Origin of the sequence: Kitasatospora sp. NPDC057512, from assembly GCF_042802135.1 — a bacterium.
Classification (GTDB): Bacteria; Actinomycetota; Actinomycetes; order Streptomycetales; family Streptomycetaceae; genus Kitasatospora.
Genome location: NZ_JBHVET010000050.1, coordinates 1 through 22,632, shown reverse-complemented (window position 1 = coordinate 22,632; position 22,632 = coordinate 1). Strand labels below are relative to the sequence as shown.

The 22,632-nt window shown below is 73.4% G+C and carries 22 protein-coding genes; 16 read left to right on the top strand and 6 right to left on the bottom strand.

The features are described 5' to 3' along the window. The 5 genes from ACFU6K_RS06255 to ACFU6K_RS06235 all read right to left on the bottom strand — a co-directional run. Nucleotides 1-959, bottom strand: a 959-nt coding sequence (locus ACFU6K_RS06255) for an AMP-binding protein (RefSeq protein WP_380661188.1), incomplete at its 3' end; no start/stop codon positions are given. Between the two features lie 51 nt (nucleotides 960-1,010). Next, nucleotides 1,011-2,111 (bottom strand): Gfo/Idh/MocA family protein, encoded by a 1,101-nt coding sequence (locus ACFU6K_RS06250; RefSeq protein ID WP_380661187.1) that lies wholly within the window; start codon nucleotides 2,109-2,111, stop codon nucleotides 1,011-1,013. 10 nt (nucleotides 2,112-2,121) lie between these two features. Continuing rightward, complete coding sequence (locus ACFU6K_RS06245) at nucleotides 2,122-3,039, bottom strand: hypothetical protein (RefSeq protein WP_380661186.1); 918 nt, start codon at nucleotides 3,037-3,039, stop codon at nucleotides 2,122-2,124. Next, a complete protein-coding gene (locus ACFU6K_RS06240; protein WP_380661185.1) occupies nucleotides 3,036-4,163 on the bottom strand; it encodes a hypothetical protein in 1,128 nt (375 codons plus the stop codon). The genes ACFU6K_RS06245 and ACFU6K_RS06240 overlap by 4 nt, the downstream gene beginning before the upstream one ends. Then, on the bottom strand, nucleotides 4,160-5,425 hold the full coding sequence (locus ACFU6K_RS06235; protein ID WP_380661184.1) for a type III PLP-dependent enzyme: 1,266 nt from the start codon (nucleotides 5,423-5,425) through the stop codon (nucleotides 4,160-4,162). Before ACFU6K_RS06235 ends, ACFU6K_RS06240 begins: the two co-directional genes overlap by 4 nt. A gap of 419 nt (nucleotides 5,426-5,844) precedes the next feature. Here ACFU6K_RS06235 and ACFU6K_RS06230 point away from each other — a divergent pair, with 419 nt between their 5' ends. The 9 genes from ACFU6K_RS06230 (at nucleotide 5,845) to ACFU6K_RS06190 (ending at nucleotide 12,212) form a co-directional block, all read left to right on the top strand. Next, nucleotides 5,845-6,150 carry a hypothetical protein gene (locus ACFU6K_RS06230; RefSeq protein WP_380661183.1) on the top strand — a complete coding sequence of 102 codons (306 nt, stop codon included), beginning with the start codon at nucleotides 5,845-5,847 and terminating at the stop codon, nucleotides 6,148-6,150. Nucleotides 6,151-6,159: 9 nt separating this feature from the next. Further along, a complete protein-coding gene (locus tag ACFU6K_RS06225; protein ID WP_380661182.1) occupies nucleotides 6,160-6,669 on the top strand; it encodes a thiamine pyrophosphate-binding protein in 510 nt (169 codons plus the stop codon). Nucleotides 6,670-6,719: 50 nt separating this feature from the next. Further along, on the top strand, nucleotides 6,720-7,250 hold the full coding sequence (locus tag ACFU6K_RS06220) for a thiamine pyrophosphate-dependent enzyme (protein WP_380661181.1): 531 nt from the start codon (nucleotides 6,720-6,722) through the stop codon (nucleotides 7,248-7,250). 30 nt (nucleotides 7,251-7,280) lie between these two features. Beyond that, on the top strand, nucleotides 7,281-8,363 hold the full coding sequence (locus tag ACFU6K_RS06215) for a phosphoribosyltransferase (RefSeq protein WP_380661179.1): 1,083 nt from the start codon (nucleotides 7,281-7,283) through the stop codon (nucleotides 8,361-8,363). 104 nt (nucleotides 8,364-8,467) lie between these two features. Further along, nucleotides 8,468-9,001 carry a GTP cyclohydrolase I gene (gene folE / locus ACFU6K_RS06210; RefSeq protein ID WP_380661178.1) on the top strand — a complete coding sequence of 178 codons (534 nt, stop codon included), beginning with the start codon at nucleotides 8,468-8,470 and terminating at the stop codon, nucleotides 8,999-9,001. A gap of 105 nt (nucleotides 9,002-9,106) precedes the next feature. After that, a complete protein-coding gene (locus ACFU6K_RS06205) occupies nucleotides 9,107-10,411 on the top strand; it encodes an MFS transporter (RefSeq protein ID WP_380661177.1) in 1,305 nt (434 codons plus the stop codon). Further along, nucleotides 10,408-11,076 carry an HAD family hydrolase gene (locus ACFU6K_RS06200; protein ID WP_380661176.1) on the top strand — a complete coding sequence of 223 codons (669 nt, stop codon included), beginning with the start codon at nucleotides 10,408-10,410 and terminating at the stop codon, nucleotides 11,074-11,076. Before ACFU6K_RS06205 ends, ACFU6K_RS06200 begins: the two co-directional genes overlap by 4 nt. A 60-nt stretch (nucleotides 11,077-11,136) precedes the next feature. Further along, nucleotides 11,137-11,742, top strand: a complete 606-nt coding sequence (locus tag ACFU6K_RS06195) for an NUDIX hydrolase (protein WP_380661174.1) — start codon at nucleotides 11,137-11,139, stop codon at nucleotides 11,740-11,742. Between the two features lie 68 nt (nucleotides 11,743-11,810). Next, the gene (locus ACFU6K_RS06190; RefSeq protein WP_380661173.1) at nucleotides 11,811-12,212 is read left to right on the top strand and encodes an NUDIX domain-containing protein; all 402 of its coding nucleotides are present in this window, start codon (nucleotides 11,811-11,813) and stop codon (nucleotides 12,210-12,212) included. A 1-nt stretch (nucleotide 12,213) separates the two neighbouring features. On the opposite strand, the gene ACFU6K_RS06185 is transcribed toward ACFU6K_RS06190, so the two are convergent. Continuing rightward, nucleotides 12,214-12,765, bottom strand: coding sequence for a WS/DGAT domain-containing protein (locus ACFU6K_RS06185; RefSeq protein WP_380661172.1), 552 nt, complete (start codon nucleotides 12,763-12,765; stop codon nucleotides 12,214-12,216). A 277-nt stretch (nucleotides 12,766-13,042) separates the two neighbouring features. On the opposite strand from ACFU6K_RS06185, the gene ACFU6K_RS06180 reads away from it, so the two are divergent. The 7 genes from ACFU6K_RS06180 to ACFU6K_RS06150 form a co-directional block, all read left to right on the top strand. Further along, entirely contained in the window at nucleotides 13,043-14,026 is a 984-nt protein-coding gene (locus ACFU6K_RS06180; protein ID WP_380661171.1) for an alpha/beta hydrolase, read from the top strand. 13 nt (nucleotides 14,027-14,039) lie between these two features. Continuing rightward, on the top strand, nucleotides 14,040-15,593 hold the full coding sequence (locus ACFU6K_RS06175; protein ID WP_380661169.1) for a peptidoglycan DD-metalloendopeptidase family protein: 1,554 nt from the start codon (nucleotides 14,040-14,042) through the stop codon (nucleotides 15,591-15,593). Further along, nucleotides 15,590-17,065 carry a hypothetical protein gene (locus ACFU6K_RS06170; protein WP_380661168.1) on the top strand — a complete coding sequence of 492 codons (1,476 nt, stop codon included), beginning with the start codon at nucleotides 15,590-15,592 and terminating at the stop codon, nucleotides 17,063-17,065. The genes ACFU6K_RS06175 and ACFU6K_RS06170 overlap by 4 nt, the downstream gene beginning before the upstream one ends. Nucleotides 17,066-17,142: 77 nt before the next feature. After that, entirely contained in the window at nucleotides 17,143-19,089 is a 1,947-nt protein-coding gene (locus ACFU6K_RS06165; protein WP_380661167.1) for a family 43 glycosylhydrolase, read from the top strand. Between the two features lie 142 nt (nucleotides 19,090-19,231). Beyond that, nucleotides 19,232-19,993 carry a serine/threonine protein kinase gene (locus ACFU6K_RS06160; protein WP_380661166.1) on the top strand — a complete coding sequence of 254 codons (762 nt, stop codon included), beginning with the start codon at nucleotides 19,232-19,234 and terminating at the stop codon, nucleotides 19,991-19,993. A gap of 12 nt (nucleotides 19,994-20,005) precedes the next feature. Continuing rightward, a complete protein-coding gene (locus ACFU6K_RS06155) occupies nucleotides 20,006-21,376 on the top strand; it encodes a serine/threonine-protein kinase (RefSeq protein ID WP_380661165.1) in 1,371 nt (456 codons plus the stop codon). A gap of 487 nt (nucleotides 21,377-21,863) precedes the next feature. After that, a partial coding sequence (locus tag ACFU6K_RS06150) for an ALF repeat-containing protein (RefSeq protein WP_380661164.1) occupies nucleotides 21,864-22,632 on the top strand: 769 nt, incomplete at its 3' end.

Here is a 22,632-nt window from a genome sequence, read left to right as displayed (position 1 = left end):
CAGGCCAGCAGGGCCTGGCGCGACGCCTTCTCGCCCGCCACGACCAGCAGACGCAGGGACGACTCCTCGGCCAGCCGGATCAGGCAGTCCTCCTCCCGCACCCAGCCGTGCCAGAAGGCGGTGGGGACGCTGAGGAAGGTGGTCCCGGTGTCGATCACCTGCCGGGTGAGGGCGCGGAAGGTCTGCCGGAGCGGGTCGCCGTCGAGGACCAGGGCGGCGCCGTGCAGGAGCGGCGGGAAGATCTCCTCGGCGGCGGCGTCGAAGCCGAGGGGACGGCACTGGAGGACCCGGTCACCCGGTCCGAAGCGGAAGTGATGGTTCACCGCGGAGCTGTGGTTCGCGAGCGAGCGGTGGCCGACCAGGACGCCTTTGGGCCGGCCGGTCGAGCCGGAACTGTAGATGACGTAGGCGGGGTCCGCTCCAAAGGCGGAGGCGGAGGTGGGGGCCGGTGGTTCGGTGGGCAGCGTGTCGAGGTGCGTCCGGACGTCGTCGAGGTCGACGATCCCGCCCCGGTAGTCGGCGAAGAGCGGGGTGAGGCCCTTCCGCGTCAGCAGGGTGGTGGCGCCGCTGTGCTCCAGGACGTACCGCAACCGCTCGACGGGATAGTCGGGGTCGAGCGGGACGTAGGCGGCGCCGGCCTGGAGGATGCCGAACAGCGCGCTGATCAGGTGCGGCCCCCGCTCCACGCAGATCCCGACGCGGTCACCCGCGCCGGTGCCGCGGGCCAGCAGGAACCGGGCGAGCTGGTGGGACCTGTCGAGGAGTCGGCGGTAGGAGATCCGCCGGCCCTGCCAGATCAGGGCCGGCGCCTCCGGTGTGCGCGCCACCTGTTCGGCGAACAGCTGGTGGAGGCGCGCCCCGGTGTCGGCCAGGGGCTCGGCGTGGGCCCGGGTCCCGGCGTCGGCCCGGGTTCCGGGGTCGGCCCGTGCTCCGTCGAGGTCGTGCGGGGAACCGCTCACGGCGTGCAATCCCTCGGTACGGCGGACACGGCAGAGAAGGCGGACACGGCGCTACGGCCGTTCCGTTGCTGCCCGGACGATGTCGATCATCAGGCGGGTGTCCAGGAGCGCCTCGTGCGCGTTGGTGAGGGGCTGAGCCCCCGGCGCGCCGACGCACTCGTGGAAGTGCGCGAGTTGGGCCTTGAACGCCTCCTCGTAGGACCCCGTGACGGTCTCCTCCACGGCGGCCCCCCTGGCGGCGCCCGGCCCCGCCGGCGCCTCGTCACGCCAGATCCGTACGGTCGACGGCGCGTTGGGCAGGAAGGGGTTGGAGATGTCCAGCATGACGGTGCGGTCCTCGCCCCAGACGGTGAGGCTCTCCTCGAACCGGTGGACCGAGGTGGACGAGCCCTGGAAGACGCACTGGAATCCGTCGGCGTACAGCAGCGAGGCGGTGAGCGTCGTGCCGTCCGGCGAGCAGTGCGCCTTGATGGAGGCCGGCGGCGCGGGGAAGGCGGCCCGGTAGACGTTCACGTCGTGGCTCCACACCCCGAACATGTCCATGTACGCCTCCAGCGCTTCGGGCGAGGCGCCGCCGAACTCCCGGGCGACCCGGCCGCGCCGCTCGTCCGGTCCCGCCGCGTCGGCAGGTTCGCCGGAGCGGGTGATCCGGGACAGCTCGGGGATGATCCAGTTCCCGTACTCGGGGCCCACCACGATGTGGATCCTCGCCATGACGGGCCGGGTGATCCGCGCGATCTCCTCCAGGCCCCGCCGGACGCCGCTGTCGTACCGCTTCATGTAGCCCACCATGACCTTGGAGCCGGTGCGGTCGGCGGCGGCGATCACCTCCTCGGTCTCCGCGATCGTGTGGCCGAGGGGCTTCTCGGTGAACACGTGCTTGCCGTGCTCCAGGGCGGTGAGCACCGGTTCCCTGTGGTCGGTCGTGAGGACGACGACCGCGTCCAGTTCGGGTGTCTTCGCCAGCATGTCCTCGACCGCCGCGTAGGCGTTCGGGACGTGGAAGCGCTCGGCCACCGACCGGGCCAGGTCGAAGGACCGGTCGCAGAGCGCCACGATGTCGAAGCGGTCGCGCAGCGCCGCCAGATACGGGAGGTGCACCAGCTGCGCGATCATCCCGCAGCCCACGACCCCCACACGGACACGTACCATATCGGCCTCCTCAGAAACGGGCTGGTCCTGGTGCCGGCGGCTGTCGTCGGAGCACGTGCCCCAGGATGTCGACGACCCCCTCCAGAACGGCCGCCGGCGAGACGTACCAGGCCGCGTCCCGCAGGTGCCGGGGCACGGCGGGGTCCGCGACGAACGCGCACCTGACGCCCGGCACCCCGGGGACCCAGTCGGCTGGCGAGTTCCCGACGAGCAGGGTGCTCCTCGGGTCGCGGGCCGCCAGTCCGGCCAGGGCCGTGCGCTTTCCGAGCTCCGTCCGCGGATAGGGGTGGATCCCGGCGTACGAGCCGTCCGGACCGAGCTCGACGGAGATGTCGGCGCGCTCCCCGGCGCGCTCCCCGGCTCGGCCCCCGACTCGGCTCCCGGCTGGGCTCCCGATGCGGTTCCCGACGCGGCCCCCGGCGCTCCAGCCGGTCAGCCGGTGCCGTACGTCGTGGATGAAGTCCGGGGGGCCGAAGACGCTGGCGGACGCCAGGCGGTTCGCCCCGAAGGCCCAGGTGCGGCCGGTGGGCGGTCGGCCGCCGAACTCGGGGGCCACCGCGTCGCCGACCCGGGACAGACCGTGGGCGGCGGCCGCCGCCGCCACCTCGGCGCGAAGGCTCCGCAGCGCCGGGAACGGGGTGGTGACGCGTACGGTTCCGTCGACCGCGACCACGTTGCCGTTCTCGGCGATCACCGGGAACCCGGGCGCCGTGCCCAGGCCGATCCGGGTGCCGAACTCGCGCAGTTGCCGCAGCGGCGAGTCCGAGCACAGGCCCACGGCGACGCCCGCGGAGGTCAGGTGCCGCACCAGTCGCCGGAAGCGCTGCAGGGCGAGGGCGTCCGGAGGTCCGCCGGGGACCGAGGGCACCAGGGTGCCGTTGACGTCGAGGAGCACCACGGCGAACGGCTCGTGGCCGGGCCCGGTCACCGGGCGGCCGATCCGGCCGGCACGTCGGTACCCCGCTCCTCGACCTCCGCGATCAGTTCGGACCAACTGTCCATCCCCGCCTGGAGTTCGCGCAGGACGGACCGGACCGACTCGGCCGGCTCCGCCATCCCCAGCGACAACAGCGGCCGGCGCACGTCGGGTCGCAGGTCGGCCACCCGGAGGGTGCGCCGCAGCAGGTGGTCGACGCGGGCGAAGAAGCGCGCGTTGGCCTCCAGCATGAGGGCGGCGAACTCCCGGTCGGCCCCGGCGGGGCCGCCGAGCCGGGCCGAGGTGCTGACGAAGGGGAGCCAGTAAGGTGTGCGGCCCCACGTTCCGTCCGGCAGCCGGACGACGAGTCCCGAGAGGCCGAGCAGGAAGTTCCGCGGATCGAGCAGGTCCAGGGCGGGTGCGTCCGGCCCGGTGGCGGCGGTCCGGTAGTGGAGCACGGGGTCGACGGACGCACCCAGGATGGGGGACCGCGGCGAACCGCCCAGCCGGATACCGGGGATGACGTGCCGGACCCGCCGTCCCGCGTCCTGGAACAGGCGGATGACGGCGGCGACGGTCCCGCCGGTGGCGATGTCGTCCTCGATGAGGGTGTAGCCTCGCCCGGCCGTGTCCGGCGGCAGCGAGGCGATCTGGTCGTGGATGGGGGCGGCGCCGGGCCGCGGCACCAGCCCGACCTGCCGACGGCCGCCGAGCAGGAAACCCCGGGAGACGCGCAACGGCCGGACCGCCCGGTCGAGGAGCGGATCGAGGCTCACCGGCGGCCCGCCGGTGACCCGGCGGCGGACCGCCAGTTCGAGGCGGTGCGCGTCGACCAGGTGGAACAGGACGCCGCCCGGCCGTGGCACTACCGTGCGCAGCGCGTCCCTCAGGTCGCGCTGGAAGGCGCGGTAGGCCTCCGCGACGGCGGGAGCCGAGCCGCCCGGCGAGACGGTGCCGCACCCGGCCGGTGCGCGGCCCAGGGTCCGGACGCAGTAGGACGTGTCGTCGCGCATGACGATGGTGAACGCGCCCGTGGCGGGAGCCTCGACGCAGGCCGTGGCGGCGGCGCTCGGGTCGGGACGCACGACGAGGTGGTCGGTGCCGATGACGAGGTGGTCGGGGGCGCCGCGGATCACCGCGGGCTCCGCTCACGGCCCAGGACGTACCTGCCGCGGGCGACCTCCCGCTCCCCGTCGAGCACCACCTCCAGCGGCATGGGGTGGCAGTGGAACAGGGCCAGCCCCGCGTGCAGGCCGTAGGCCCCGACGTTCGGCACCGTCAGCAGGTCTCCGACGGCCACGTCCGGAAGCCGCGCGTTCCTGGTCCAGACGTCCAGCGGGTGGCAGAGCGGCCCGGCGACGATGGTCCCGTCGGGCTCCTCCTGAACGGCGGACGTGTCGGGATCGTCACCGCACTGGAACCGCGGCTCGATCCGGTCCTCCTTGCGGAGCCCCGACATCCCGCCCAGGTGGTTGACGCCGGTGTCCAGGACGACGACGCGCCGCCCCTGCGAGCGCTTGACGTCCAGCACCCTGGTCAGCAGCCGGCCGCAGCCCGCCGTCAGGTAGCGGCCCGATTCGAAGACGACCCGCCGCTCCCCGTCCGGCCAGCCGGGGAGCCCCTCGTCGAGCAGGGCGTCGAGCCGGCTCCTGAGCGCGTCGAACCGCGGCAGTCCGCCGGGGACGGCGTACGGTGCGCCGAAGCCTCCGCCGAGGTCGATCACGGGGAGCCGGCGGTCGAGCGCCGTCTCGATCCGCCGCACGACGTCGAGCCCGTAGCGGAACACCGCGAGCAGCGCGTCCACCCGGATCAGGTTGCTGCCCATGTAGAGGTGCAGGCCGGCCAGTTCGGCGTGCTCCCGGTCCGCGAAGAGCTTGGGCTGCTCCAGTACCCAGTCCAGATCGGCGCCGAACTGGGAGGGGCCGCCGGTCATCGCGAGACCGGCCCCGGCCGGGGGGACGGGCGGGTTGACCCGCAGCAGCGCGCGCACCCGCGTGTCCGCGGCGCGGCCCAGCCGGTCGAGCTGGTCCAGGGCGTGCGGGGAGTCGACGGAGAACTGCCGGACGCCCGCCGCGAGGGCCCCGGCCACGTCCTCGTCGCGTTTGCCGGGGCCGGTGTAGAGGACCCCGTCGGCGGGGAATCCCGCTTGGACGGCGGCGCGCAGTTCGCCGGGGGAGCTGACCTCGGCGTGGCAGCCGAGCGCCGCCAGCCGGCCGAGGACGGCGGGGTGCGGGTTGGCCTTGAGGGAGTAGAGCAGGGTGGCCGGGGCGGGCAGTGAGCCCACCAGCCGGCGGTGGGCGTCGCTCACGGCGGCCAGGTCGTAGAGGTAGGCCGGCGTGTCCCACCGGGTTTCCGGTAGCGCCGTTCCCGTCGTCGTTTCCCCGACCTCGACGTCCATAGAACCGAGGGCTCCTCATGAGTCGCGCGGGCACATTCTGACGGGCTTCAGGAGACCCTGCCGGGCCGGGGAGAACAAGGCCCCCCGGAGCCCGGTGGCTACTTTCGGTCAGGTCATGCCACTTCCGGGTGACGGGGTTCCGGTTTGCCGGGACGGCCGGCGGATGCCGGGAGGCGGCTGGTCAGGAGTGGGTCCGGCGGGTCGGCACACCCGTCTCCGGGGCCGCCGCGCCGTGGCCGGGTCGCTCCAACTCAGGTTGGCTCATTACGAGTTGGGGGGATACCGGCCCATTGCTGCTCGTTGAAGGCCCAACTAGAGTCTCGGCATCGGCCGTGGTCTGACGACGTTCGATACCCGCAGATTCTCGGTCACGCGAAACACGCCACCAAGCGGCTCACGGGACAGATCGGGGTACGCACATGCAGGAGCACATCGAGCAGGTCGGTACCAAACTCGTCTACTCCGACGACCGCGTCAGGGTGTGGGTCCTGGAGCTGGACCCGGGAGAGCAGACGATCATCCACCAGCACCCCTGTGACTACGTCTACGTCGCCACCGAGAGCGGCCGGGCGGAGACCGTGTACAAGGACGGCACCGGCTACGTCGGGGAGGACAAGCTCGGCAACGCCGTCTACCACGAAGCCGGACAGCCGCACCTGCTGCGGAACATCGGCGACACCCACTACTCGAACATCATCGTCGAGCTGCTGGCCACCACCAAGTGAGGCTGCCCCATGTCGGCTGTCGCGGCCTACGAGGCGCTCGTCGAGGCGGGTGTGGAGATCGTCTACGCGGTGCCCGACTCGCTCCTGGCACCGCTGTGCCGGGAGGCGTCGACCCGGCGTGAGATCCGGTACGTGCAGGTCAACGACGAGGCCACGGCGGTCGGCCTGGCGGCCGGCGCCCGACTGGCCGGCGCCCGTTCGCTGGTCGTGATGGAGAACTCGGGCCTGCGCCGGGCCTGCGAGACCCTGGCGCGCCTGACCATGAGCCACCGGCTGCACACCGCGCTGCTGATATCCCGGCGCGGGGCCTTCGGCGAACCGAACTGGTGGGGAATCCCGCACGAGGAGACGATGCACCGGCACACGGCGATGCTCTCCCTGGTGACCGCGGACGTCCATTCCTGCGCGGAGTTGGCGCAATGCCTCCCCAAGGCCTACGCCACGCTCGACACCGGGCAGCGGAGCGTGGCACTCGTGGCGAACGCCGGACTGACGGCGGAACTGAGGGGTGCGCCATAGAAACCGCCGCATTCCTCCAGGCCCTGTACGCCAGGCTCCCCGCGGATTCGGTGTCGGTCGCGCCGCTCGGCAGGACGAGCGAGGTGATGTACGCGCTCCGTCCCGCCGACACCCTCTTCACCGACACCATGGGCGACGTCACGGCGATCTCCCTCGGAATGGCCATGGCGGCGGCCCCGCTGTCCGTGGTCGGCATCGACACGGACGGCGGTTTCCTGATGAACCTGTCCGTGCTCACCGCACTGGGCGACCAGTTGCCGAGGCTCGGCAACTACACGCTGGCCGTCATCGACAACCACCTGTACGAGTCCGGGGGCGGTCTGCCCAGCCGTGGGGCGGCCCTGGACTGGAGCGCACTCTTCGGCGCCGTCGGACTGAAGTCGGTCCTCGTCGAAGCACCGCACCAGGTGCCGGAGGTGCTGCCGCTGTCCGGCACGGTGCTGATCGCCTCGGTGCACAACCCGGCACCCGTACCGGACGCGCTGAAGACGGTCGACGGTGTCGAGTCCTCGTACCAGGTGGAGCGGGTGCTGGCCGAACGCACCGGGAGAACGCCGAGGCGGCCCGCGCTCAAACCGTGAACCCTACCCGTGGAGTTGGTGGAGCATCCGGTGAAGTACCTCCTGCACAGCGACGACGCGGCCTGCTACGGCCTGGACCCCGCCGGCTCCCCGACCAGGGTCCTGGTCTGCTCGACCGCGGCGTCACGCGCCCTCCTGACCGACCCGGTCGTCTCGGGCCACCGGTACCGTTCGCTGCTCGGCACCGCGGTGTCGACCGCGCTCGACCTGGTGGCGCAGGCCGACCCGACGGTGGCCGAAGCCCTGGCGACCGAGGCGACGACGGTCGTCAACATCCTGCGCGGGGGCCTCAGTTTCGGCGTCGACAGCGCGCTGGCGCACCGCTTCGGCTACCCCGCGGCGGTGAGCTTCGTCGGCACCGACCGGGGAGCCGCCCACCCGCTCGACATCTCGTACGAGCGCTGGGAGTTCGCCGACCGGCAGCTGCTGGTGCTCGGGGACATCATCGGCACCGGGGCGACGGTGGAGAAGGTGCTCCGAGCCGCCCGGCAGGCGGCGCACGGCCGCGGCGCCGAGATCGCCGGCTACCTGGTGCTGACCGTCGGGTCCCGGCAGGGCGTGCGGCGCCTGCGGGACCACTTCGCCGAACTGGCCCACCGGGGCGAGCGGTTCAGCGCCGTCATCGTGGCCCTGGAGGCGCTGTTCGAGCTGCCCGACCGCACCCGGCTCGGGCAGGCGTTCCCCCAGCTGCCCTTCGACTTCCTGCGGTCCCCCCGGTGGTCGACCCCGGACTTCGAACTGCACCGGCTGGGCCGCCGGGACAGCCTCTTCGAGAAGTGCGCCGTCTACGACGGCGGCGTGCGCGCCTTCACACCCGAGGAGCACCGGCGGTTCCGGGCGGACTGGTGGACGGAGGTGCGACGGCGGGGGAGCGAGGCCGGGCTCTCGCTGGCCGACCTGGGCCGGAGCACCGCCGGACTCGACGGGTACGCCCGCCCCCTGGACGACTGGCTGGAGGGGATCGGCTGGGCGGCGCCGGAGAACGTACGGCACCTCGGCGTCGACCACGCCCAGCTCCACGAACTGGGCCGACGGGCCCACGCGTACGCGGCGGCGACCTCCATCGACGCCTACGCCGACGCGCGCCTGGCACCCGGACAGCCGCCGCACTGAGAACCGCCGACGGCCTTCGACCACCCACCCCACCAGAAGACTTCGCCGGAGCCCCGGCGAGGCCGGCGACGGCGTTCGCCGGACGGACCGAGAACGGAGATCACATGACGATCGCCGAGTGGCTTCGGGACAACGTCACCACGGACAAACGGGCCCTGGACTGGTACACCGAGCCCGAGTGCGAGCCCCGCATCGTCCGCGCCTACCGGGAGCTGCTGAGCGGCTACGAGATCGACACCTCCAAGATCCTCAAGACGACCGTCCTGGTCGAGGGCGACCACCAGGGCGTCGTCCGGGTGCACGACATCAACTACTACTCGATCTGCGCCCACCACTTCCTGCCGTTCTACGGCAAGGTCGACATCACCTACGTCCCCGGGAACCGGATCCTGGGGCTCGGCAAGTTCCCGCGCCTGGTCCAGGCCTTCAGCAAGCGGTTCCAGATCCAGGAGCACCTGGTGAAGGACATCGCCGAGGAGATCATGGCCTCGGGCGGGGCACGCGCCGTCCGCGTGGAGTCGAGCGGCCGGCACATGTGCATGTGCAGCCGCGGCCCGTCCGACCAGACCGTCATCACCGACACGACGTACGTGACCGGTGACGTCGACCTGCTGGCGGCCTACGGCCCGCGGCACTGACGCGTCGTGTGATGGGAGGGTGCCGACTCCTCCTCCCCCTCTCATCACACGACCGGCCGGTGCCGGCCCGCCCGTCAGCCCGCCCACTTCCCTGGAGAGCGAACCATGCGCAAGAACGGTGTCGCGCGCCGCGAGAGCACCGGGTCACCGTGGCCGGCCATCGTGACCACCTGGCTCTCCGGGGTCCTCGCCGCCTTCGGGCTGGGCGCGCTCTCCCCGCTCGGGTCCGAGATCCGGGGGGACCTGCACCTCTCCCTCGGCCAGTTCGCCTGGGCGACCTCCAGCATCACCGCGGTGAGCGCCGTCCTCGGCGTCCCCGCCGGCTGGTGGATCAGCCGGCTCGACGCCCGGAAGGCGCTGGCCGGCGGGCTCGTCCTCACCACGCTGTCCGTGGCGGCGACGGCCTTCGCGGGCAGCTGGTCGCCGCTGCTGGGGGCGCGCACCGCGCAGGGCTTCGGCTACCTCCTGGTCTTCGTGGGCGGGCCGATCATGCTGACCCGGCTGGCCGAGGGGCGGGCGCAGGCCACGGCGCTGGCGCTGTGGGGCACCTGCGTCCCCACCGGGCTCGCCCTGGCCACCGCCCTGGGGGGAGCGGTCAGCGGCGCGATCGGCTGGCGCGGCTGGATGGGCGCGACCGCGCTCCTCCCGCTCGTGCTGGCGGTCGCGGTCGGCGCCACCCGCCCCGCCGCCGCCCGCGCGCCGACGGCGGACCCGGCCGCCGAGGCCACCGGAGCGCCGCCCCCGCGGACCGGCTGGATCCCCCCGGTGCTCTTCGCGCTGAGCTTCGCCTGCGTCTGCCTGGCCGGGGTCGCGATCGTCGTGCTGCTGCCCACCTTCCTGACGGAGGAACGCGGCGCGTCCACGGCCACCGCCGGCGCCGTCGCCGCCGTGGTCTCCCTCGGCAGCGTGCTCGGCAGCGCGCTGAGCGGGCTGCTGCTGCGCCGGGGCGTCGGGCTGCTCGCGATGACTCCGGCGCTGGCCCTGCTGCCCGTCTCGGCGCTCCTGGTCTTCGCGCTGCACCTCCCGGTGGTGGCCGTGATGGTCCTGGCCTGCGTCGGCCTGGTGGTCGACGGGGTGATGATCTCCGCGATGTTCGCCGCGGTGCCGCGGATCGCCGGCAGCCCCCGGCGCGCCGACGTCACCAACGGACTGGTCGCCCAGCTCGGCAGCCTCGGCACGCTGGTCGGGCCGCCGGCCTTCAGCCTGGCCGTGGACGGTGCCGGATGGGCCGGTGCCGGGCTGGCCGCGCTGGCCTTCACGGTGGTCGGCGTCGCGCTGCTCCTGGTGGTCACCCTGCCCTCCCCGCGCGGTCCCGCCCGGTCCCGGACGCGCGACGGGCAGGCGGAGGCGGCCGGAGACCGTGCGGCGGTACCGTACGTACGACCCGGCGGAAGGGATCTCACGTCATGACGTCCGGAACGCGTACCGGCCGCGGGCCCCGCGTCGTCCTCTTCGACCTGGACGACACCCTGGTGGTGACCGCGGAGGTCAAGTGGGCCCACCACAAGGCGGTCGCCCGGCGGTTCTACGGGATCGACCTGACGGACGCCGAGCTGGCGCTGCACTGGGGCAAGCCGTTCGACGCGATGATCCGCGCCCTCTACCGCGACAGCGACACCCTGGAGCGGATGCGCGAGGCGAACCTCTCCCTGGAGGAGGAGTTCCTCAAACGGCCCCTCCCCGGCGCCGTCGAGGCCGTCCACGAGCTCTGGCGCAGGAGCGTCGGCGTCGGCGTCGTCACGTCCACCAACCGCCTCTCGGCCCTCCGGGACGTCGAACGGATCGGGCTGCGGACGGACCGGCTCGTCCTGCTCCAGGGAGCGGACGACAGCCCCCACCACAAGCCGGACCCCCGGGTGTTCGACGCCGCGCTGGCGACGCTGAGCGGACGGGGGGTCGGCGTGGACGACGTCTGGTACGTGGGCGACGCCCTCATCGACCACGCGGCGGCCACCGGGGCCGGGCTGCGCTTCGTCGGCGTCGCCACCGGTTTCCACACGCGCGAGGACTTCGAACGGGCCGGTGCCGAGCACGTCCTCGACGACGTACGGCAGTTGCCCGACCTGCTGCCCTGACCGGGGCGGCGCACCCCGCCCACCGGAGTCCACGGGCGCCTACCAGCGCGGAAGGCCAGCATGAACATCGAGACGCTACGCCCGGCCCCGGACACCTACGCGGAGTACTGCGTGCTCTGCCGGGGCGGCCCCGTCGCGTGGGCCACGGTCGGGGGCAGGCGGGAGGTCCGCTGCGGCAACTGCGGTGAGCGCAGCGCCCGGGCCATCGTCATCGACCCCGGCATCTCCTGGTGGTCCGCCGAGGACGGCGAGTACTGGCACGAGACCGCGGCGGTCTTCGTCCGCGATGCGGCGGACAGGTTCCTGCTCTTCCAACGCGTCGCGTTCCCCTACGCGTTGACGGTTCCGGCCGGCCACGTGGAACGGGACGAGGACCCGGCCGGCGCCGCGGCCCGCGAACTGCGCGAGGAGGTCGGCCTGACCGCGGGCGACCGGCTCCGGTTCGTCGCCACCTTCCCGATCCCCGGCGACTCCTGCCGACGCGGATCCGACGCGCACGTCTGGCACGTCTACCTGTTGACGGTGCCGGACGGGGGTCGCGTCACCGTCAACGAGGAGGGCGAGGAGCCCCGTTGGCTCACGCTGGACGAAGCGCTGGCCGCCGACCTGACCCACGCCGTGCGGCAGGTCGTCACCACCTGTGCGAAGGAACTGCTGGACGGCTGAGGGCCGGCGCGGACGGTATCCTCGGGGCCGGTCGGAGCAACCGGTCGGAGCAACAGGAGGACTGGTCCATGGCGGCGCTCATCGACAAGGTGGCGTGGATCCACCTGGAGAACGGCCTGGTGCTGAGCACGCGTTCCCACGGCAAGGACGCCTACTACCTGCCCGGGGGGAAGCGGGAGCCGGGGGAGAGCGACCTCGACACGCTGTGCCGGGAGATCGAGGAGGAGCTGTCCGTCGCCGTCGTCCGGGACTCGGCCGCCCTGCTGGGCGTCTTCGAGGCCCAGGCCCACGGGCACAGCCAGGGCGTGGTCGTCCGCATGACCTGCTACACCGCCGCGTACGAGGGGGTGCTCACGCCCGCCAGTGAGATCGCCGAGATGGTGTGGCTCACCCATGCCGACCGGCACCGGACGTCCCCCGTGGACCAGGTCATCTTCGACCGGCTGCGCGCCGACGGGCTGCTGAGCTGACCTAATTCCTCTCCAACGCTTGTTCCAGAAGGGCGAGTTGCTCGCCCAGCGCGTCCCCCAGCCCGTCCCCGGTCCCGTCCAGCGGGGCGAGTAGGGAGCGGTCCCCCACCAGGCCCAGGTTCAGCCGCCCGCCCGCCGAGCGGGCCGCGATGAACAGGCCGACCCCGTGGCAGACGCTGCCCAGGGGGTGGACCGTCTCCAACGGGCAGCCGGCGAAGTACATCTGCTGCGAGGAGCCGGGGATGTTCGACACCACGACGTTGTACGGGGGGCGTGTCGCGCCGCCCAGGCCCAGCACGTTCTGTGCGACGAACGGCCAGGTGAACAGGGCCCCGTAGAGCCCGGTGGAGCCCTTCGGCAGCTCGCCCAGCTCCCGCTTGGCGAGCGCGCTGGACCGGGCCACGGCGCGCAGCCGCTCGAACAGGCGCTGTACGTACCGCCCGGGCTCGGCGCCGACGGGCGGCCCGAAGGTGGCCAGGAGCGCCACGTGCTGGGGAGTGGTGGCGGACTCCAAGGCGAGAAAGACCCGGTCGGGCATCCTGATCCTGGCCACAGCACCCCTCTCCTCCGCGTCCGGTCCCCAGTCTGCTGGCGGCGGCACCACCGGACAAGACCGCGCAGCTGAAGGGGCGGCCGTCCGACACCCGGCCGCAGGCCGACGGCCCGAAGCTCCGGAAACGCATCAGTCTCCGCGCCCGGCCCCGCCGCTGTCAGTCCGTATGGTTCCGGATTCCGTGCCCCGCGGCGGGTGGCTACCGTCCGAACCGTCCGAACCGACGGACATCCGGCGGTCCGGACCGGCCGCCGACACGCGCCCTCAGGAGGTCACGGTGACCGCGAACCACCCCACCCGCAGGAGCATCCTCAAGTCCGCCGGCGGGCTCGGCGCCGCGCTGGCGCTCGGCGGCGCGAGCGTCCTCGCGACGGCCTCGACCGCCCACGCCGCCGACGACGGCTTCGGCCTGCACATCACCGACCGCAACGAGGGCGACGCCCGGATGTGGTACTACCGCTTCCACACCGCCGAGATCGGCTGGGACCCCGCCGTCAACGTGCTGCTCCCCGACGACTACCACACCAGCGGGCGCACCTACCCCGTCCTCTACCTCCTGCACGGCGGCCTCCAGGACTTCATCGAGTTCGACCGCCGGGGCGTCCGCGACTGGACCATCGGCAAGCCCCTGATCGTGGTGATGCCCGACGGCGGGCAGGCCGGCTGGTACTCCAACCCGGTCAGCACCAACGTCGGCCCCCGCAACTGGGAGTCCTTCCACATCAACCAGCTGATCCCGTGGGTCGACGCCAACTTCCGCACCTTCGCCGAGCCCGAGGGCCGCGCCGTCTCCGGCTTCTCCATGGGCGGCTTCGGCGCCCTGAAGTACGCGGCCAAGTACTGGGGCCACTTCGCCTCCGTCAGCGCCCACTCCGGCCCGGCCAGCCTGCGCCGCGACAATGGCGCGGTCGTCCACTGGGCCAACGTCTCCTCCGCCGTCAAGGACCTGGCCGGCGGCACCGTCTACGGCGCGCCGCTGTGGGACCAGGCCAGGGTGACCGCCGACAACCCGGTCGAGCGCCTGGAGAGCTACCGCAACAAGCGGATCTTCCTGGTCGCCGGCACCAGCCCCGACCCGACCAACCCCTTCGACACCTTCAACGAGACCGCGGTGCTGGCCGGCCAGCGGGAGTTCCGCGCCCTGCTCGACGGCGCCGGCATCCCGTACGAGGCCCACGAGGAGTCGGGCGGCCACTTCATCCGGCCCGACATGATGCAGCGCGACATCGACGGCATCATCGACCGCCTCCGCAAGGCGTGAGGGGGCCGCACCGATGATCTCCCGCACCTCGCGGCGGGCCCTGGCCGTGGTGGCCCTGCTGCTGCCGGTCACCGTACCGGCCGTTCCCGCTGTCGCCGTTCCCGCCGTTCCCGCCGTTCCCGCCGCTGCCGCCGCTGCCGCCGGGTTCGCGGCGGCCTGCCCGACCGACGGCGCCATCACCCAGCACTACACCGCGGAGCACAACGGCATCGACATCGCCAACGACCGCGGCACCCCGATCTACGCGGTCGGCGACGGCAAGGTCGTCATCTCCGGCCCGGTGTCCGACTACGGCCAGTGGATCCGCATCCTGCACCCGGACGGGACCATCACCGAGTACGGGCACATGCAGCGGCGGGACGTGTTCGAGGGCGACGACGTGCGGGCCGGCCAGCAGATCGCGCTGATGGGCAGCGAGGGCAACTCCACGGGCCCGCACCTGCACCTGCGGGTCTGGGCCGACCCGAACGCGTCCCAGCGCACCGACCCGGAGCCGTACCTCGCGGAGCGCGGCGTCACCGTGCCCTGCGTCCCCGGGAGCGGTCCTCGGCCCGCGCCGCTGGTGTATCCGGCGGAGTCCGGCCGGGTGGTGTCGGCCCGGTCCGCGGACGGGCGCCTGGAGGTCTTCGCCGCCGGGGCGAGCGGTGTCTCGCACGCCTGGCAGACCGTGGTCAACGGCGCCTGGTCCGAGTGGGAGAGCCTCGGCGGTCCGGGCGGTGCCGAACTCGCCATCGGTCCGAACGCGGACGGCCGGCTGGAGGTGTTCGCCCTCAACGGCAGCACCCTCCAGCACCGTTACCAGCTCCAGCCCTCGGGCGCCTGGTCCGGTTGGGAGGACTTCGGCGGCGGGGGCCACGACCTCGCCGTCGGCTCCAACCAGGACGGTCGGCTCGAAGTCTTCGCCTCCGGACCGGCCGCCGTCTTCCACCGCTACCAGACGGCGCCCAACGGCGGCTGGTCCGGTTGGGAGGGCACCGGCGGCGGCCCGGCCAACAGCGAGATCGAGCTCGGCAAGGCCCCCGACGGCCGGTTGGAGGTCTTCGCCCTCAACGGCGACACCTTCCAGCACCAGTGGCAGACGGACGTCAACGGCGGCTGGTCCGCCTGGGACGCCGCCTTCGGGGGTGGGGGCCACGACCTCACCGTCAGCCACAACCGGGACGGGCGGCTGGAGGTCTTCGCCTCGGGACCGGTCGGCGTCTACCACAAGTACCAGACGAACCCCACCAGTTGGTCCGGCTGGGAGGCCACCGGCGGCCCCGCCGACTCCCGCCTCACCAGCGAACTGACCGCGGACGGCCGGGTCGAGGCCTTCGCCATCAACGGCAGTACCGCGCAGCACATCTGGCAGACCGGCCTGAACGCCCCGTACGGCCAGTGGGAGACCTTCGGCACCGGCGGCACCGAGATCGGCGCCGCCGCCAACGCCGACGGGCGGATCGAGGTCTTCGGTTCCAACACCGACGGCGTCCACCACAAGTGGCAGACCGGCTTCTCCACCTGGTCCGAGTGGGCCTGGCTGAACACCACCCACGGACCCGCCGTCAGTCGAGGAGCCACCCCGTGACCGGCCCGCAGCGCGCCCGCCGGGCGCCCCACCGCGCCCTGCTGTCCGCGATCGCCGCCCTGGGCGTCACGGCGGGCCTGACGGTCGCCGCCCCCGCCGCCCCGGCCGCCACCGGCAGCGACCTGTGCGCAGAGGTCGGCTACCAGGCGGGCTTCCGGGGCGAGGCCCTGGTGACCGCGATCGCCGTCGGCCTCGCCGAGTCCAGCTGCAACCCGCTGGCCTCCAACCGCCAGGGCAACACCCCGAACGACTCCGTCGACCGCGGCCTGTGGGAGATCAACAACCACTGGCACAGCGAGGTCTCCGACGCCTGCGCCTACGACGCCCAGTGCAACGCCGACGCGGCCTACCGGATCTCCAACGGCGGCCTCGACTGGCACCAGTGGTCGACCTACAGCGCGGGTGCCCACCTGCGGCACATGGACGAGGCCCGGGCCGCCGTCGACCGGCTCGGCCACCACGAGCCCGGTCCGGCGCCGCTGGAGTACCCGGCGGAGTCCGGCCGGGTGGTCTCGGCCCGCTCCGCCGACGGACGCCTCGAAGTCTTCGCGGCCGGGAAGAACGGCGTCTCGCACGCCTGGCAGACCGCGATCAACGGCGGCTGGTCGGAGTGGGAGGAGCTCGGCGGCCCCGCCGGCGCCGAACTCGCCATCGGTCCCAACGCGGACGGCCGGCTGGAGGTGTTCGCCCTCAACGGCGGCACCCTCCAGCACCGTTACCAGCTCCAGCCGTCGGGCGGGTGGTCCGGCTGGGAGGACTTCGGCACCGGCGGCCACGACCTCGCCGTCGGCTCCAACCAGGACGGCCGGCTCGAAGTCTTCGCCTCGGGACCGGTCGGGGTCTTCCACCGGTACCAGACGGCGCCCAACGGCGGCTGGTCCGGTTGGGAGGGCACCGGCGGCGGCCCCGCCGACAGCGAGATCGAGCTCGGCAAGGCCCCCGACGGGCGGCTGGAGGTCTTCGCCCTCAACGGCGGTGTCTTCCAGCACCAGTGGCAGACCGCCGTCAACGGCGGCTGGTCCGCCTGGGACGCCACCTTCGGCGGCGGGGGCCACGATCTCACCGTCAGCCACAACCAGGACGGCCGCCTGGAGGTCTTCGCCTCCGGCCCGGCCGGCGTCTACCACAAGTACCAGACGGACCCGACCAGTTGGTCCGGTTGGGAGGCCACCGGCGGGCCCGCCGACGCGCGGCTGACCAGTGGGCGTTCGCCGGACGGCCGGGTGGAGGTGTTCGCCATCAACGGCAGTACGGCGCAGCACATCTGGCAGACCGGCTTGAACGCCCCGTACGGGCAGTGGGAGACCTTCGGCACCGGCGGCACCGAGATCGGCGCGGCGAACAACGCCGACGGGCGGATCGAGGTGTTCGGTTCGAACACCGACGGCGTCCACCACAAGTGGCAGACCGGCTTCTCCACCTGGTCCGAGTGGGCCTGGCTGAACACCAGTCACGGACCCGCCGCCGGCTGACTACGCCGGAGACCCGGTCGGAAACCCCGCCGGAGACCCGGCCGGAAACCCGGCCGGAAACCCCCTGGAGCGCAGCGATGTACCCGATCAGCAGGCGCGGCCTGCTGCGGGCGGCCGGAGCGGGAGCACTCGTGCTCCCGCTCGCGGGCCGTACCGCCCCGGCGGCCTCCGCCGCCCCGACTGCCGCCCCCACCGGTGCCGTCGGACCCCGGCTGTGGGTCGGCGCGGGCCCGTTCGACCACGTCTACGACCCGTCCACCGCGCGCCGCCGCTACCTCAACGACCACACCCTGGTCCAGGCCGGCGGTCGCTGGCACCTGTTCAGCATCGTCGGCGACAGCGCGCCGCCCGGGCAGGCGCCCGACAGCGCGGCCGAGGTCTCGCTCGCGCACGCCTCGGCGCCCTCCCCGTCCGGGCCGTGGCTCAGCCACCCGGACGCGCTGACCGTCGACGCCTCGTACTTCGGCGAGGAACACCTGTGGGCCCCGCACGTCGTCGAGTCGGGCGGCGTGCACTGGATGTTCTACGCGGCGGGCGGACGCGCCGGGGCGGCGGTCAACGCCGCCACCTCCACCGACCTGTCCACCTGGACGAGGCTGCCGTCCGGCCCGCTCTTCCGCGGGACCGCCGCCCGCGACCCGATGGTGCTGCGGATCGGCACCGAGTGGGTGATGTACTACACCGAGCTGTCCGCCCCCGGCGGCCGCCACCAGGTCTGCTACCGGCGCTCCGCCGACCTGCTGACCTGGGGCGAGCCCGGCGTGGCCTTCGCCGACGCGGCCACCGCCGCGGACGGCGTCTCGGTCACCGAATCGCCCTTCGTGGTGGCCCGGGACGGCTGGTACTACCTGCTCATCGGACCGCGCAACGGTTACGAGGGCACCGACGTCCTCGCCTCCCAGGACCCGTTCCGCTTCTCCCTCGACGGCTACGCCGGCCATGTGCCCGGCCACGCGGTGGAGGTGGTCACCGACGGGCGGCAGTGGTGGGCGAGCGCCGCCGGCTGGTTCCGGCGCGGCCTCTACCTGGCCCCGCTGGACTGGCGGTCCACCCCGCCGCCCTGGCAGAGCCCGGACAACCCCGTTGCCGCCCCGGACGTCCACGGCCGGCTGACCGTGTTCGCCCTCGACGCGGCCGACTGGTCGATGCTGCGCCGGGTCCAGACCGACCCGGACACCGACACCTGGTCGGACTGGGAGGTGTTCGGGACACCCGCCGGCGCGGTGCCCGTCCTGGGCCGCAACGCCGACGGCCGGCTGGAGGTGTTCTCGCTCGCCCCCGACGGCGCCGCCCTGCACCACCGCGTCCAGCGGACGGACGGCGGCTGGTCGGACTGGGAGGCCTTCGGCGGCCCGGCCGGCGCCGCCCCCGCCGTCGCCCGGGACGCCGACGACCGGCTGGAGGTGTTCGCGCTCGCGCCCGGCGGCGCCGCGCTGCTGCACCGCTGGCAGACCTCGCCCGGCGGCGCCTGGTCCGCCTGGGAGCCCTTCGGGACGCCCGCCGGGGCCGCGCCGCGGGTGGCCCGCGACGGCACCGGGCGGCTGAACGTCACCGCGATCGCCCCATCCGGCACGGCCGCCTTCCACCGCCGCCAGTCGGTGCCCAGCGGGGGCTGGGACGCCTGGCAGCCGCTGCTCGGCTGGTCCACCGCCGCGCCGTCGGCGATCGCCGGCCCGGACGGCCGGCTGGAGGCCTTCACCCTCTCCCCGGGCGGCGAACGACTCGCCCACCGCTGGCAGTCGGCGCCCGCCGGAGCCTGGGCGCCGGTGGACGTGCTCGGCGAGGACTTCGGCGAGCCCGGCCTGGTGCTCGCCGCGCCGCCCTCGGCCGCGGTCGACTCCACCGGGCGGCTGCACGTCTTCGCGGTGGCCGAGGACGGCCGGGTGCGCACCCGGGTCCAGGACCGGCCCGGCGGCGGCTGGCGGCCGTGGGCCGCCTTCGGCGACCCGCCGGTGGCGGCCCTGCGGCCGGGGGCGCCGATGCGGCCGGCCACACCGCTGCCTCCGGGGGCGCCGCTGCGCTGACCGAACGCCTGTACCCTCCGCTCCCGCTTTGTCAAGTAGCCTGCGGCATCCGGTTTATTGTCGTACGCGAAGAGGTACCGTTCGTCCGTCCGGCAAGAGCCGGCGCGCGAAACGGGGGAGCGGTGCGCGGGACGGAGGAACGGTGAGCGGGATTGTCGTCCACCTGCCGGAGGGGAACGGCGACGACACGGTGACCTTACGGCTCGGTCCGGGGGAGCGGGCGCGCTTCGGCCGGGGCTCCGCCCGCACCCCGGTGGAGCTGCGCCTCGGCGACGAGACGGTCTCCCGGCTGGCCGGTGAGATCCACGCGACCGACGACCACTGGCAGTTGAGCAACCTCAGCAACACCCACGCCTACCTGGTGGAGAACCCGGAGGGCGCCGGCGAGTACCTGCGGGTGCCGCCACGGCGGATCGGCGCGCCGATCCCCTTCGAGTTCTCCCGGGTGGTGCTGCCCTCCCGGCGGGAAACCCCGCTGTCCTTCCAGGTGTTCGCGCCCGACCACGTCTACTTGGACCCGGACGCCCACGGCGGCTCCCGGGAGAGCCGCACCATGACGGCGTACTCGCTGGACGAGACCGCCACCTACTTCCTGGTCCTGGTCGCACTCTGCGAACCGTGGCTGCGGGACCGCTCACCCGCCGCCGTGCCCACCACCCCGCAGGTGGTCGCGCGGCTGCACGGCCACCCCGCCTGCGCCCGGCTCACCGCCCGCGCGGTCAGCTCGCACCTCGACTACCTCGCCGACGAGAAGCTCCGCATCGACCTGCCCGACGGCGACCGCGCGGACCGCCGCAGCGGCAAGCGCGAGGCCGTGGTGGGGCTCGCCCTGAAGTTCGGCATCGTCCGCGAGGAGCACCTCGCGCTCCTGCCGGCCCCCGAACCCGCCCGCACCGGACGGTAGGGAGTGCCGGAGATGCCGCAGGACCCGGCCTCTCCCGGGGCGGCCGTCCCCAGGGATGACTTCCCCGGGGACGGCGAGGAGCTGCTGCCGGTCGGCCACCGGGTCGGCGAGTGGACCGTCACCGGGCTGCTCGGCGAGGGCGGCTGGGCGACGGTCTACGCCGCCCGCCGGGGCGACGTGGACGGTACGGCCGACAGGGACGGCACGGTCGCCCTCAAGGTGCTGCCGACCGCCGGACTCGCCCCCCGGCAGGCCCGCCAGGTCGCCGAAGCCGCCCGGCGCGAAACCGAGTTGGGCCGCACCGCCCCGCACCCCCGACTGGTCCGGCTGCTCGACACCCTCGTCCTCGCCGCCCCCGACCAGCCCACGCTCGACGGCGCGATCGTCCTCGTCATGGAACGCGCCCGCTGCACCCTGCGCGACCTGCTCGCCCACGGCGTCGACGAGGTCGAAGGCGCCCGCATCGTCACCGGCATCTGCGAAGGCCTGGCCCACCTGCACCGCTCCGGCTGGGTCCACACCGACCTCAAACCGGAGAACGTCCTCATCGGCGCGGACGGCGAGGTCCGCCTCTCCGACTTCGGCCTCGCCATCGAACTCACCGGCACCCACGGCCACTGCTCCCCGATGGGCACCCCCGACTACCTCCCGCCGGAACGCTGGAAGGAACCACTCGGCGAACACGGCGTCAAAGTCCGTACCACCGCCGACATCTGGGCACTCGGCATCGTCGTCCACGAGGTCTTCGCGGCCGGCGGCCGCCCCTTCCCCGGCGTCACCCCCACCGCCCGCAGCGCCGCCGCCCAACAGTACGCGGAAGGCCGCGCCGCCCTGCGACTGGCCGCCGCCGTCCCCCCGTTCTGGCGCGCCCTGGCCGCCGACTGCCTCGCCCCCACCCACGCCGCCCGCGCCCCGCACACGGCGGAGAGCCTGCTCGCGCGCATCCACGCCGACCGGTCCGACCGGCGCCCGCGCCGACCGTTCCCGCGCACCGCCCTGCTGGCCCTCGCCTCCTGCGCCACGGCCGCCGTCACCGCCACCGCCCTCTGGCCCCACCCCGCACCGGCCGAACAGCCCGCCCACGTCCGCGTCTTCAACGCCGAACGCGGCTGCCAGGACCGCACCGACCGCGACCCCCAGTGCAGCCTCGGCCTCGCCGTCGACCCCCTGCGCCCCTACACCGCCGACAACGTCGGACCCGTGCGCGTCTGGGACAACGACACCCTCGACGCCGACTGCCAACTCCCCACCGGCCTCCCCGTCATCAACGAGGAGGACCTCAGCTCCACCCTCTGGTACCGCGTCCGCCTCCCGGGACACACCCCCGCCTGGCTCCCCGCCGTCCGCACCCGCGACCGCCCAGCCCTGCTCCGCTGCCCCTGACCGCCCGGACGGCCGAAGGGCGGCCGTTCCCGCCGGCACGGCGGTGTGCCCACCTTCGCAGTCGTTGGTTCTTCCCCGTTTCGTACATCCCTGTTCCGCCATTACTTCCAGTGACTGGTCGTCAGTGTTCTGACGACCAGTCACTCTGGCATTCGGGGCACAGGGGGGGGATGCGCACGAACCGGACGAGGGTGATGAACCAGCCCTTTGCCGCCGTTTGGGTGAATCTATTGCAGGCCTATGCGGTCGGCGGCCGAAACCGACGGGAATTCAGCCAGTTGGCATGCGATCCAGACAAAATCATTCCGCCCCGTCCATCCGCCTTTTCCGGCACTAGGCTTCCTGCGGCATCAGGGCAACTGTCCTGGTGAACCCCGGCCCTGACGGGTCAGGGGATTTGGGGAAGAAGAGGGGGAAAATGGCGAACTCGCCAATGAGGGCAGGGTCGGCACGGCGCTCACGCGCCAGGATCCTGTCCGCCACGGCCATGATGCTGGCCGCGACCGTCATGGGGACGACGGTCGCCCAGGCACTCCCGTCCGACACGGCCCCGGAGCCGCTGCCGGCCAACTACCGCGCGCAGGTGGTCGAAGCCTGGCAGGGCGGCGGCACGGCGGTGAAGGACGCGGCCGCACGGGCACTGGTCGGCTCGGACGCCGACATCACAACGTTCCTGACCAGCACGCTGAGCCGTGCTCAGGCGTCGGACGAGCGCTTCGCCGTCATCAAGATGCTGAGCAACACCGGCAAGGGCGTGCGCGACGCCGCGACGAAGGCGCTGAGCGGGTCGGACGCCGACCTCCACGCGTTCGTCACCAGCGGCTGGCAGAACCCGATGATGGACGATCGCCGGGCGGCGATCGTCACCATCGTCGACGGCGCCGACGTCGCCGTCCGCACGGCCGGGACCAAGGCGCTCAGCGACGGCACCGCCGAGGTCATGGACGCCTTCCTGACCACCGGCCGGTTCAAGGCGCAGGAGGAGGACGACCGGGTCGCCGTCCTGCGGTTGATGGACGTCTACACCGGCCCGGAGTTCACCAAGCAGGCCGGCCGGGCGCTCAGCGGCACGCCCGCCGACATCCGCGAGTTCCTGGAGAACGGCCAGCTCCTCGCCCAGGCCAGGGACCAGGAGACGCTCGACGTCAAGCAGCTCGCCCAGGCGGCGAAGGACGCCACCAAGCGGGCCCTGGAGGAGACGGCCGCCGCCCAGGAGGCGGGCGCCCGGGCCGAGAAGGCCGCCGAGACGGCCAAGC